Source organism: Streptomyces katrae (genome assembly GCF_000966975.1).
Classification (GTDB): domain Bacteria; phylum Actinomycetota; class Actinomycetes; order Streptomycetales; family Streptomycetaceae; genus Streptomyces; species Streptomyces katrae.
Genome location: NZ_JZWV01000559.1, coordinates 1 through 11,539, shown reverse-complemented (window position 1 = coordinate 11,539; position 11,539 = coordinate 1). Strand labels below are relative to the sequence as shown.

Sequence of the window (11,539 nt, the reverse complement as noted above, 5' to 3'; positions counted from 1 at the left end):
AGCCAGTGGTGCCCGGCCACGATGAACCCCGCGCCGCCGAGCCAGCCCTCCAGCGCCGCCCGCCGCCCGGTGGGGGCGGAGCGCAGCAGCAGCATCCAGGGCACGAGGGCGACGTACGCCAGCCACCACAGCGCCGGGGCGGGGAAGGCCAGGCAGGGCACCGCCCCGGCGGCCACCGTGCCCGCGGCCCGCCACCACCGGCTCCGCTGGCTCAGCCCCGCGGGCCTGCTCAGCCCGTCGGGCCCGCTCCGCCCGCTCAGCTCCGCGACCATGACGTGCCTCCGCCTCCAGTGTGGGACCGCATCCGACGGGCCGCGCCCGCAACTCCCGGCCGGCGTTCAGGCCTGCATGTGGCGCCACTTCTCGTGCACGGTCACTCCGGTGAGCCGCCAGCCGTCCGGGGTGCGCGCGAGCGTGAAGGTGTAGCGGCCGGCGGCGACGAAGTTCGGGGCGGTGCCCCGGTCGCCGTCGCCCGCCAGCCGCATCGGGTTCAGGAAGTCGGCCAGCACGCGTGCGCGATCCCCGGGGAAGCCGTCCCGGTCCTCCAGCAGGATCCGCCGGTTGACGATGAGGTGCTGGCGCACCGGGAACAGCCGCATGGTCTCCGCGAGCCAGTCGGCCACCTCCCCGGCCGGTCCCTCGACCCCGCCCGCCGAGCTGTAGTCGGCCCGCCCGCCGGGGGTGAACAGGGCGCGGTAGGCCGCCCAGTCGCCGTCGTCGACGGCCGCCGCGTACCCCGAGACCACCTCGTCGACCGCCAGCCGGTCAATCACCGTCGCCAGGTCCACACGCTGAGTCATCGGGTCAGTGTGCGGCCGGCGGCCCGCGAGGCCAAGGGCCGTGCGGCCACGGGATCTTCAAGGTGCCGCTCAGTGGCCGGAATGCGCCTCCCGCTGCCGGATCACGACCAGGAACGCGTCACTGGCCAGGTCCATCACCACCTCCGCCGGCACGCCCTCGCGCATCCGCTGCGCCGCGTACTCCTCCGCGGGCCAGCTGCCCCGCGGACTCCCGGCCGGAAACCGCTCCAGTACCACCCGACCCATGGGACACCCCCTGTTGCTCGCCGTTCAGGTCTCACCGGGCACAACGAGCGGAGGCCGCCCGGGAACGTTCCCGGGCGGCCTCCGTCGCGTGCGTGTGGGTCCTGGCGGCCGGACTAGGTGCCGGACGCGCCCGCCTCGGCCTCCAGCACGCCCATGCCGATCAGCACGAACAGGGCGATGCCGAGCAGGATCCGGTAGATCACGAAGGGCATGAAGCTCTTGCTCGAGATGAACTTCATGAACCACGCGATCACGGCGTAGCCCACGAAGAAGGCGATCACCGTGGCGAAGATCGTCGGCCCCCAGGTGATGTGGCCGGGGCTCTCGATCACGTCCTTGATCTCGAACGCGCCCGAGGCCAGCACGGCCGGGATGGCCAGCAGGAAGGAGTAGCGGGCCGCCGCCTCGCGCGTGAAGCCCAGCAGCAGACCGCCCGAGATCGTCGCACCCGAGCGCGAGACGCCCGGGATCAGCGCCATCGCCTGGCACACACCGAAGATCAGGCCGTCCTTGACCCCCAGCTCCTTGAGCGTCTTGCGCTGCTTGACCACCCGGTGCCGGCCGCCCTGCTCGTCCCGCGAGGCCAGCCAGTCGGCGAAGCCGAGGATGAGGCCCATCACGATCAGGGTGGTGGCGGTCAGCCGCAGGTCACGGGCGGGGCCGGTGATCTGGTCCTTGAACGCGACGCCGAGGACGCCGATCGGGATCGAGCCGACGATGACCAGCCAGCCCATCCGCGCGTCCTGCTCGGAACGCAGCGACTTGGTGTAGAGCGAGCGGAACCAGGTCGAGACGATCCGTGCGATGTCCTTGCGGAAGTAGATCAGCACGGCGGCCTCGGTGCCGATCTGGGTGATCGCCGTGAAGGCCGAACCCGGGTCGTGCCAGCCGGCGAAGGCCGCGGTCAGCCGCAGGTGCGCGCTGGAGGAGATCGGAAGGAACTCCGTGAGACCTTGGACGAGACCGAGGATTAGGGATTCGAACCAGCTCATGTCGGTGGGTGCTCGTCCTTGTGATCGTCGGGCAGTTCGGGTCCGATGCTAGGGCCCGTGGGGAGCGGCCCCGACCACAGGGGGGTGTACCGGAGACGGCTCGTGCGCGGCGGGGCCCGCGAGCCGGTGCCGCCCCCGCCAGGCGACCGCGGCGGCGACCGCACCGGAGACGGTGATGAACCCGAACGAGACGAGAAACGCAGGTGAACCGGGGGAGGACGCACTGGCTCCCGCGATCACGTACGCGGTCGTGTTGGGCACCGTTCCCAGTGCCGTGGCCAGCAGGAACGGGAGCCAGCCGCAGCGGGAGACCGCCGCCAGGTAGTTGGCCGCCGCGAAGGGCACCCCGGGGAAGATCCGCACCGCCAGGACGGAGCGGAAGCCGTGCCCGCTCAGCTGGGCGTCGGCCGCCTTAAGCCAGCGCCCCCGCAGGAGCGGACGCAGCGCCTCCTGGCCCATGACCCGGCCCAGCCCGAAGGAGATCCCGGCCCCGAGCACCGTGCCGCCGACGGCCGCCACCAGGCCGGCCTGGGCGCCGAAGACCGCCCCCGCGGCGAGGTTCAGCAGCGGGCGCGGCACGAACGCCGCCGTGCACAGCCCGTACGCGCCCCCGAACAGCAGCACGGCCACGCCCACGGGGAGCCCCGTCGGCCAGCCCTGGGAGAGCATCCGCTGGGGCTCGTAGACCAGGACGCAGACCCCGGCCGCCACGAGCAGTACGACGAGCAGCGACAGCCGCGTCCACGGCGCGAGGAGGAGGGACATCCGGGGAGATTAACCGACCGGAGCGGCAGCCCGCCGTAATCCAGACCTCATCCGGACGAACGGAGCCGGGCGGACGGGACCCGCTCATCGGAGCCGGACGGGGCGGGCCGGAGGCCGGAGGGGCGGAGCCCGGTGAACGGGCAGGGGCGCGCCGGTAATTCGTTCGACGCGCCCCGCCCCCTCGGGCAGCATCAGGGGCATGTCCCGGTACGCCTTCCCCGCAGCGCCGTCCGCAGTCGCGGACGCGCCGAAGGCTGCCCTCCTCGCCCCCTCGGCATCCGCCCTGGCAGAGGCCTTCGCCGCAGCGGCAGCCGCCGCGTTCGACGGCGCACGAAGCTGACCCTTCCCGGATCGTCCGGCGGACCCCGCAGGGGGAGGGTCGGTTCGCTCCAGGGGTCCCGTTCCAGCTTCGAGACACGGGAAAGACATCATGGCCAAGACGGCCTTCGCCCGCACCAAGCCGCACCTCAACATCGGCACCATGGGTCACGTCGACCACGGCAAGACCACCCTCACCGCCGCCATCACCAAGGTCCTCGCCGAGCGCGGCGGCGCCTCCTTCGTGCCGTTCGACCGGATCGACCGGGCCCCGGAGGAGGCCCGGCGCGGCATCACCATCAACCTCACGCACGTCGAGTACGAGACCGACACCCGCCACTACGCCCACGTCGACATGCCCGGCCACGCCGACTACGTCAAGAACATGGTCACCGGCGCGGCCCAGCTCGACGGGGCGATCCTCGTCGTCTCCGCCCTCGACGGGGTCATGCCCCAGACCGCCGAGCACGTGCTCCTCGCCCGGCAGGTCGGGGTGGACCACATCGTGGTGGCCCTCAACAAGGCCGACGCCGGGGACCCGGAGCTGACCGACCTGGTGGAGCTGGAGGTCCGCGAACTGCTCAGCGCCCACGGCTACGGCGGCGACGAGGCGCCGGTCGTACGGGTCTCCGGGCTCGGGGCGCTGGAGGGCGACCCGCGCTGGACGGGGGCGATCGAGGCGCTGCTCGACGCGGTCGACACGTACGTGCCGATGCCCGTGCGGTACACGGACGCGCCGTTCCTGCTGCCGGTCGAGAACGTCCTGACCATCACCGGCCGCGGCACCGTCGTGACCGGCGCCGTCGAGCGGGGCACCGTCCGGCTCGGCGACCGCGTGGCGCTCCTCGGGGGCGACGGCGAGCCCGTGGAGACCGTCGTCACCGGCCTGGAGACCTTCGGCAAGCCGATGGAGTCCGCCGAGGCGGGGGACAACGTGGCACTGCTGCTGCGCGGGGTGCACCGTGGCGACGCGCGCCGCGGGCACGTGGTCGCCGCGCCCGGCAGCGTGGCGCCGCGGCGCCGTTTCACCGCGCGGGTGTACGTCCTCTCCGCGCGGGAGGGCGGCCGGACGACGGCGCTGTCCTCCGGCTACCGGCCGCAGTTCTACATCCGCACCGCCGACGTGGTCGGCGACGTGGACCTCGGCGGAGCCGGGGTGGCCCGCCCCGGTGAGACGGTCACCATGACCGTCGAGCTGGGCCGGGACCTGCCCCTGGAGGCGGGGCTCGGCTTCGCGATCCGCGAGGGCGGGCGCACCGTCGGCGCGGGGACGGTGACCGAGGTCCTCGGGTAGCCCCGGCCGTGGTGGCGGCGGTCCGGCCCTGCCAGACTGCCGTCACCACAGGGGCGGAGCGAGGGGCGGGCGGGGATGAGCGGCACGGCGGGACGCGGGACGGCACTGGTGCTCGGCGGCGGCGGGCTCGTCGGCATCGGCTGGGAGGCCGGGATGCTCTACGGGCTCGCCCGCGCCGGAGCGGACCTCACCGGTGCCGACCTGGTGGTCGGCACCTCCGCCGGCTCGGTGGTCGGTGCCCAGCTCACCTCCGGGCTGCTCAGCCCGCGCGAGCTGTACGAGCGCCAGCTCGCCGACCCCGCCGGGGAGATCGCGGCGAAGCTCGGCGCGGGCCTCGTCGCCCGGTACGCCCTCGCCATGCTCCGCTCGCGCGACGCCGCCGAGTACGGCAGGCGGGCCGGCGCCCTCGCCCTCGCCGCCGACACCCCCACCGAGGCGGAACGGCGTGCGGTCCTGGCGGCCCGGCTCGTCTCGCACGAGTGGCCCGAGCGGCGCCTGGTCGTCACCGCCGTCGACGCCCTGACCGGCGAGGGCGCCGCCTTCGACCGGGAGGACGGGGCCGGGCTGGTGGACGCCGTCGCGGCGAGCTGCGCCGTGCCCGGGGTGTGGCCGCCCGTCACCATCGGCGGCCGCCGCTACGTGGACGGCGGCTTCCGCTCGGCCGTCAACGCCGACCTGGCGTCCGGCTACCGGCGCGTGGTGATCCTCGCACCGCTGCCCGTCGGCGTGGGGAGGCTCCCCTCTCCCGTCCGGCAGGCCGAGCGGCTGCGGGCCGAGGGGGCGCGGGTGCTGCTGATCACCTCGTCCCCGGAGGCCCGCAAGGCCTTCGGCCGCAACCTGCTCGACCCCGCCCGGCGGGCTCCCGCGGCACGGGCGGGGCTGGCCCAGGCCGCCGCGCACGCGGCCGAAGCGGCGGCCGTCTGGTCGGGGGCCTGAGCGGGCCGGGCCCGGGGCGGCGGGGCCCGACAATGGTGGGGTGAGCGACGAACAGATCCCGGTGATCCGGGAAGTGGGCCAGGGCACCGCCAAGCTGATGCCGGACGTGGACCGGGAGCGGGCCTGGCTGCTCACCGTGAACGGGGCCCCGCAGTCCTACGTGGACCTCGACGAGCCCGAGCACCTGGAGTTCGAGTACGTACGGCGCCTCGCGCACGTACTGGACTGCGCGGCCGAACCGGGGGCGGCCCTGGACCTGCTCCACCTGGGCGGCGGCGCGCTGACCCTGCCCCGCTACGCCGCGGCGGCCCGGCCGGGCTCCCGCCAGACGGTGGTCGAGTTCGACGCGGGGCTGGTGGAGCTGGTGGCGGAGCACCTGCCGCTGGCGGCCGGGGCACGGGTGGAGGTGCACGCCGCCGACGCCCGGGCCTGGCTGGAGTCGGCCCCGGCGGCGAGCGCGGACGTCCTGGTCGCCGACGTGTTCGGGGGCTCGCGGGTGCCGGCCCAGCTGACCTCGGTGGAGTACGCGCGCGAGGTGGCCCGGGTGCTGCGGCCCGGCGGGCTCTACGCGGCGAACCTGGCCGACGGGGCGCCGTTCGGCTTCCTCAAGGCCCAGCTGGCCAATTTCGCGGCGGCGTTCGGGGAGCTCGCGCTGATCGCCGAGCCGGGGGTGCTGCGCGGGCGGCGCTTCGGCAACGCGGTGCTGCTGGCGTCCGACGCGCCGCTGCCACTGGCCGCGCTGGCCCGGCGGTGTGCGGGCGACGCGTTTCCCGCCCGGGTGGAGTCGGGGGAGGGGCTCGCGCGGTTCATGCGGGGGGCGTCGCCCGTGGCGGACTCCGACGCCGTCGCTTCGCCGGAGCCGCCGGAGGGGGCGTTCAGCCTGGGATGAGGGGGCCGGGGCCCGCGCCTCAGACGCCGGCGGAGCCGGCAGGTGCGGCGGGGCTGGAGTCGGGTGCGGGAGCGTGGCCCGCGGCGGGTTTCGCGGGGACCGGTTTGCGGGTGATGTGGCGGACCTCCGGGACCAGGAGGACCAGGGCGGTCGGCACGATCACCAGGGCCGCGCAGCCCCACAGGGCCGGGGTCCGGCCGAAGGCCGTCTCGGCCGGACCGGCCAGGGCGGTGGCCAGGGGGAGCAGGGAGAGCGAGCCGAACCAGTCGTAGGCGGAGACCCGGGAGAACTTCTCCTCGGGGATCTCCTGGTGCATCGTCGTCATCCAGCTCACGCCGAACACCTCGACGGCGGCGCCGCTGGCGAACATCACCGCGCACAGCCCCCAGGTGGGCAGCGGAACCGCGAGGCCCGCCGAGGGCAGCGCCAGCGGGAACACGCACAGCGTGCCGACCAGCAGCAGGCGGCGCGGTTTCCACAGCATCATCAGGACGGCGCCGGCGATGGTGCCCACGCCGAAGAAGGCCAGGGCCACGCCCCAGGGGGCCGGCCCGCCCAGCCGGTCGCGGGCGACGAGGGGCCCGTACACCGACTCGGCGGCCCCGACCACGGCGACGACGACGGAGAACTGGAGCACGATGCTCCACAGCCAGGCGCGGGAGCGGAACTCCACCCAGCCCTCGCGCAGGTCGGCCAGCAGGCCCCCGCCCGGCGCCCGTTCGGCGATGTGGCCGACGTCGAGGAAGGCGCGCAGGGCGCCCGCGACGGCGAAGGCGGCCGCGTCCACGGCCAGGACCCAGCCGGGGCCGATCGCGGCGATCAGGGCGCCGCCCAGGGCCGCCCCGCCGATGCCCGCGCCGTTCATCGCCATGCGGAAGAGCGCGAACGCCCGGTTCGAGTGCTCGCCCGAGACGCTGGAGAGGAGCATGCCCTCGGCGGCCGGGTTGAAGAAGGCGGTGCCGGTGCCGCACAGAGCGGTGAGCAGCATCATCTGCCACAGCTGGGGGTCGCCGGTCAGGACCAGCACCGCGAAGGCCGCCTGGGAGAGGCAGTTGAGGGCGTTGGCCGCGACCATCACGCGGTGGCGCGGGAGCCGGTCGGCGATGGCTCCGCCGACGAGCAGGAAGAGTACGAGGGGCAGCGTACGGGCCGCCGCGACGAGGCCGACGTCGCCGCCGGAGCCGCCCGCGTCCATCACGGCGAAGGCGGAGGCGATGAGCGCTCCGTGGCTGCCGAGGTTCGTCACCACCGCGGCCCCGGTCAACAGGGTGTAGTTGCGGCCCGCCCAGGAGGGGAGGCGGCGTGCGGCGGTGGCGGGGGAGTCCGTGGGGGGTTGGCTCACCCGGGGACTATCCCCTGCCCCGGGCCGAGAATCCAAACGAATAACCGGAAAACGGATAATCGGCCCGGGGATGGGGTGGTGCGTGGTGCGTGTGGTGCGTGAGGTCAGTTGCCGAGGAGGCGGACCGAGCTCATGATCTTCTCTTCGGTGGCCTGGTCCACCTCGCCGGGGACCCCGGCGGCGCTCCACAGGACCCAGCTGGCGAAGTCACCCTTGGAGTTGCGGAAGCTGAAGGCGATGCTCTTGCCGTCAGTGGTGCACTTGTTCTCCTTGGGGATGTCGCTCACGGTCGCCGTGGCGTAGTGCCCCTTGAGGCCGGAGAGGGTCGTGAACTCCTTGGACTCGGAGATCTTGACCCTGTCCTCGGGCAGCTTCTGCGAGAAGGCGGCGAACACCCAGGTGCCCGCCTCGCTGTGCGCGGCCCCGGCGGTGTCCTTGGCGCCCTGGCCGCCCTTGGTGCCGGTGCCGGCCAGGCCGGTGCTCTCCTCCTTGCCGTCCTTGTTGGAGTCCACCTTGCACCAGTCCTCCTTGAGGAAGGCGGGTGCGGAGAAGGTGACGAGGGGGGAGCCGTCGCCCTTCTTGGCGTCCTCGAAGCCGGAGATCACGCCGGAGCTCGCCACGTTCCACTCCGGCGGGACGTCGAAGGCGGTGCCGTGCTTCGGGTTCATCACCACCTTCCAGCCCGGGATGACGGGCTTGGTGTCGCCGCCGCCGCGCGGGTTGCTGCTCGGGGCGGGCGGCGCGGCGGGGGTGACGGGCGCCGAGGAGGCGGCGGCCGGCTTGTCGTTCGCCTGGTTGCTCGCCTTGTCGTCCCGGGTGAGGACGAAGGCGGCGGTCGCGGCCGCCGTCACGACGACCGCCGAGGCCGCCACGATGGCCACGGTCTTCGTCGAGAACGGGCTCCCGCCGGACGTCCGCGGCGCGGACGGTGCCGGGGCGGGCTGGCCCCACGGCTGGACCGGGGGCGGGGTCTGGTAACCGCCCGCCTGCGGGTAGCCGTAGCCGGGCTGCTGCTGACCGAATCCCGGCTGGGGCTGCTGCTGGTACGGGTTCGGCTGTCCCGGCTGCTGCTGGTACGGGTTCTGTTGCGCGTCCTGGGGGCCCTGCTGTCCCCCGGGCGGCTGCTGCTGTCCTGGCCACATGGCCGGTAACCATAGTGGGAGTGGGGTGCGGGAGCCACGTCCGCCCCCTCCCGAGCCCTGGCCAACTTCATCTACTCGTGGGTAACATCGCGTGTCATGAGCGCAGAACAGATGAACGTGGGCGAACTGCTCGCCCAGACCGTGCCGATGGCCCGCACCCTGAACCTGGAGTTCCTGGAGACCACGTCGGAGCGCGCCGTCGTCCGCCTCCCGGACCAGCCGGACTTCCACAACCACGTCGGCGGCCCGCACGCCGGCGCGATGTTCACCCTGGCCGAGTCCGCGAGCGGCGCGATCGTCCTGGCCGCCTTCGGCGACCAGCTCTCGCGCGCCGTGCCGCTGGCCGTCAAGGCCGAGATCGGCTACAAGAAGCTCGCCAAGGGCGTCGTGACGGCCACCGCGACCCTGGGCCGCCCGGCCTCCGAGGTCGTCGCCGAACTCGACGCGGGCGGCCGCCCCGAGTTCCCCGTCACCATCGCCATCCAGCGCGAGGACGAGGCCGTCACGGGCGAGATGACCGTCGTGTGGACGCTGCGCCCCCACGCGACCGCCTGACGGCCCGGTAGGGCGGCGGCGGACGCCTGCCGGGCGGTTCCGGCCGTCGGGAGGTGTTCGCCGGCCGTTCGCCGCGGGAACCGTGCTGCGGGCAAAGCCTGTGGTGGGGAGCGGATAGGCTGCTCGTTCGGCGTGTCCCCGGGGCGCGGCGGTGACGACGAGGGAGGGCGAACCGGTGCACGTCCAGGAATGGCTGGAGACGATTCCGGCGATCAGTGTCTATCTCCTGGTGGGTCTGGTCATCGGACTGGAGAGCCTGGGCATCCCGCTGCCAGGGGAGATCATCCTCGTGAGCGCGGCCCTGCTGGCCTCGCAGCAAGGGCACATCGACCCCGTGGTCCTGGGGCTCTGCGCGATCGCGGGCGCGATCGTCGGCGACTCCATCGGGTACGCGATCGGGCGCCGCGGCGGCAAGCCGCTGCTGGAGAAGCTCGGCCGGCGCTTCCCGAAGCACTTCGGGCCCGAGCAGGTGGCCGTGGCGGAGCGCTCGTTCGACCGGTGGGGCATGTGGGCCGTCTTCTTCGGCCGGTTCGTGGCCCTGCTGCGGATCTTCGCCGGGCCGCTCGCGGGCGTGCTGCGCATGCCCTACTGGCGGTTCCTCATCGCCAACGTGCTCGGCGGCGTGCTCTGGGCCGGCGGCACCACCGCGGTCATCTACACCGTCGGCATCGTCGCGGAGCCCTGGCTGAAGCGGTTCTCCTGGCTGGCCCTGGTGGCGGCCCTGCTGCTCGGGCTCGTCGTCACGCTGGTGGTGCGCGCCCGGATGAAGAAGGCCGCGGCCGCCGCCCGTGAGGAGGCGGACGCGCGGGTCACGACCCCGGCGGGCGCCGCGGACTGACGTCCGGCCCCCGGGGCTGCCGGGTGTCCGTGCCCCCGGGCCCCGCCCGCGCGTGCCCGGGGCCCGGGCACGCGCGGGCGGGCTGCCTCCCCGTCAGTCCTGCGGCAGCAGCGCGGCGCGGTGCTGCCCGGCCAGATCCGTGTACATCGCGGCGTTCAGCTTGATGTGCTCGCGCTCCTCCGCGGTGAGCTCCCGCCGCACCTTGGCCGGCACGCCCGCGACCAGGGAGCCGGGCGGTACCACCATGCCCTGCGGGACCAGCGCCTGCGCGGCCACCAGCGAACCGGCGCCGATCACGGCCCCGTTCAGCACCGTCGCGCCCATCCCGATCAGGCAGTCGTCCTCCACCGTGCAGCCGTGCACGACGGCGTTGTGGCCGATCGAGACCCGCTCGCCGACGGACACCGGGAAGCCGGGGTCCACGTGCAGCGTGCAGTTGTCCTGGACGTTGCTGCCGGCGCCGAGCGTGATCGGGCCGCAGTCGCCGCGCAGCACCGCCGAGTACCAGACGCTCGCGCCCGCGCCCAGGGTGACGTCGCCGACCACGACCGAGGTCGGGGCGGTGAACGCCGTCGGGTCCAGGGACGGCCGCCGGTCGCCCACGGCCGCGATGAGAGCGCCCTGGCCGGTCTGGCCCGGGTCGCCGGTCTGGTTCGTCATGATCGTTTCCCTCTGTTTCCGGATGCCGCGCTACCCGCACCGTAGGGCACGGCCGTCCCGGGACCGCGATGGGGTGAAGATCACAGGAATGCGGTCCGGACGTCCGGGGCGGGGGCCACTACCGTGGCCGGGTGCCGAAGAACCAGAACACGTTCTCATCCCTTGCCGCCCTGCGCCGCCGCGTCGCCGGCCGCGCGGTCCACGCGGGCTGGCGCTGGATGCAGCGGGCCGGTGCGGTCACCGCCGAGAACCCGGGCCGGCTGCGCTTCGGCGCGATCGGCGACGGCACCCGGCTCGCCTTTCCCCAGGGGACCGTCTTCGGCGAGCCCTGGATCCGCATGGGCGGTCACTGCATCATCGCGGAGCAGGTCACCCTGACCGCCGGGATGATGCCCGATCTCGACCTCGGCCCCGACCCCGTGCTGGTCCTGGGCAACGGAGTGGTCCTCGGCCGGGGAAGCCACGTGATCGCCGACGCCCGGATCACCATCGGTGACGACACCTTCTGCGGCCCGGGCGTCTACATCACCTCCACCAACCACAGCTACGACGACCCGCACCAGCCCGTCGGCAAGCAGTGGCCCCGCAGTGCCCCGGTGGAGATCGGGCCGGGCTGCTGGCTGGGCACGGGGGCGGTGATCCTTCCCGGGGCGAAGCTGGGCCGCAACGTCGTGGTGGCCGCGGGGGCCGTCGTACGGGGCGAGGTGCCGGACCACGCCGTGGTGGCGGGGGCCCCGGCCAAGGTCGTGCGCCGCTGGGACT

At 74.0% G+C, this 11,539-nt stretch carries 13 protein-coding genes and 1 pseudogene; 6 read left to right on the top strand and 8 right to left on the bottom strand.

Annotation, left to right across the window (positions count from 1 at the left end):
* The 5 genes and pseudogenes from VR44_RS20275 to VR44_RS20260 form a co-directional block, all read right to left on the bottom strand.
* A pseudogene (locus tag VR44_RS20275) lies at positions 1 to 272 on the bottom strand (apolipoprotein N-acyltransferase); the annotation flags it as partial.
* A 66-nt stretch (positions 273 to 338) separates the two neighbouring features.
* Positions 339 to 800 (bottom strand): nuclear transport factor 2 family protein, encoded by a 462-nt coding sequence (locus tag VR44_RS20270; protein WP_094191775.1) that lies wholly within the window; start codon positions 798 to 800, stop codon positions 339 to 341.
* 69 nt (positions 801 to 869) lie between these two features.
* Positions 870 to 1,046: a hypothetical protein gene (locus VR44_RS42765; RefSeq protein ID WP_094191774.1), complete on the bottom strand. Its 177-nt coding sequence runs from the start codon at positions 1,044 to 1,046 to the stop codon at positions 870 to 872.
* Between the two features lie 113 nt (positions 1,047 to 1,159).
* Complete coding sequence (locus VR44_RS20265) at positions 1,160 to 2,038, bottom strand: undecaprenyl-diphosphate phosphatase (RefSeq protein ID WP_045948966.1); 879 nt, start codon at positions 2,036 to 2,038, stop codon at positions 1,160 to 1,162.
* 48 nt (positions 2,039 to 2,086) lie between these two features.
* Positions 2,087 to 2,803, bottom strand: a complete 717-nt coding sequence (locus tag VR44_RS20260; RefSeq protein WP_045948965.1) for a TVP38/TMEM64 family protein — start codon at positions 2,801 to 2,803, stop codon at positions 2,087 to 2,089.
* A gap of 430 nt (positions 2,804 to 3,233) precedes the next feature.
* Here VR44_RS20260 and tuf point away from each other — a divergent pair, with 430 nt between their 5' ends.
* The 3 genes from tuf (at position 3,234) to VR44_RS20245 (ending at position 6,240) form a co-directional block, all read left to right on the top strand.
* Positions 3,234 to 4,415, top strand: coding sequence for an elongation factor Tu (gene tuf, locus VR44_RS20255; RefSeq protein WP_045948964.1), 1,182 nt, complete (start codon positions 3,234 to 3,236; stop codon positions 4,413 to 4,415).
* Between the two features lie 75 nt (positions 4,416 to 4,490).
* A complete protein-coding gene (locus VR44_RS20250; protein WP_045948963.1) occupies positions 4,491 to 5,351 on the top strand; it encodes a patatin-like phospholipase family protein in 861 nt (286 codons plus the stop codon).
* A gap of 97 nt (positions 5,352 to 5,448) precedes the next feature.
* Positions 5,449 to 6,240 carry a spermidine synthase gene (locus VR44_RS20245; protein ID WP_045948969.1) on the top strand — a complete coding sequence of 264 codons (792 nt, stop codon included), beginning with the start codon at positions 5,449 to 5,451 and terminating at the stop codon, positions 6,238 to 6,240.
* A gap of 19 nt (positions 6,241 to 6,259) precedes the next feature.
* On the opposite strand, the gene VR44_RS20240 is transcribed toward VR44_RS20245, so the two are convergent.
* Both VR44_RS20240 and VR44_RS20235 read right to left on the bottom strand, forming a co-directional pair.
* Positions 6,260 to 7,582 carry an MFS transporter gene (locus VR44_RS20240; protein WP_045948962.1) on the bottom strand — a complete coding sequence of 441 codons (1,323 nt, stop codon included), beginning with the start codon at positions 7,580 to 7,582 and terminating at the stop codon, positions 6,260 to 6,262.
* A gap of 104 nt (positions 7,583 to 7,686) precedes the next feature.
* On the bottom strand, positions 7,687 to 8,724 hold the full coding sequence (locus tag VR44_RS20235) for a DUF8017 domain-containing protein (RefSeq protein ID WP_045948961.1): 1,038 nt from the start codon (positions 8,722 to 8,724) through the stop codon (positions 7,687 to 7,689).
* A 96-nt stretch (positions 8,725 to 8,820) separates the two neighbouring features.
* Here VR44_RS20235 and VR44_RS20230 point away from each other — a divergent pair, with 96 nt between their 5' ends.
* Both VR44_RS20230 and VR44_RS20225 read left to right on the top strand, forming a co-directional pair.
* Positions 8,821 to 9,279: a DUF4442 domain-containing protein gene (locus tag VR44_RS20230; RefSeq protein ID WP_211275102.1), complete on the top strand. Its 459-nt coding sequence runs from the start codon at positions 8,821 to 8,823 to the stop codon at positions 9,277 to 9,279.
* Between the two features lie 175 nt (positions 9,280 to 9,454).
* On the top strand, positions 9,455 to 10,117 hold the full coding sequence (locus VR44_RS20225; RefSeq protein WP_045948959.1) for a DedA family protein: 663 nt from the start codon (positions 9,455 to 9,457) through the stop codon (positions 10,115 to 10,117).
* Between the two features lie 93 nt (positions 10,118 to 10,210).
* Here VR44_RS20225 and VR44_RS20220 read toward each other — a convergent pair whose 3' ends face one another.
* Positions 10,211 to 10,777: a gamma carbonic anhydrase family protein gene (locus tag VR44_RS20220; RefSeq protein WP_045948958.1), complete on the bottom strand. Its 567-nt coding sequence runs from the start codon at positions 10,775 to 10,777 to the stop codon at positions 10,211 to 10,213.
* A 131-nt stretch (positions 10,778 to 10,908) separates the two neighbouring features.
* Between VR44_RS20220 and VR44_RS20215 the strand changes: the two genes are divergently transcribed.
* The coding region (locus VR44_RS20215) for an acyltransferase (protein WP_045948957.1) at positions 10,909 to 11,539 on the top strand (631 nt) is incomplete at its 3' end.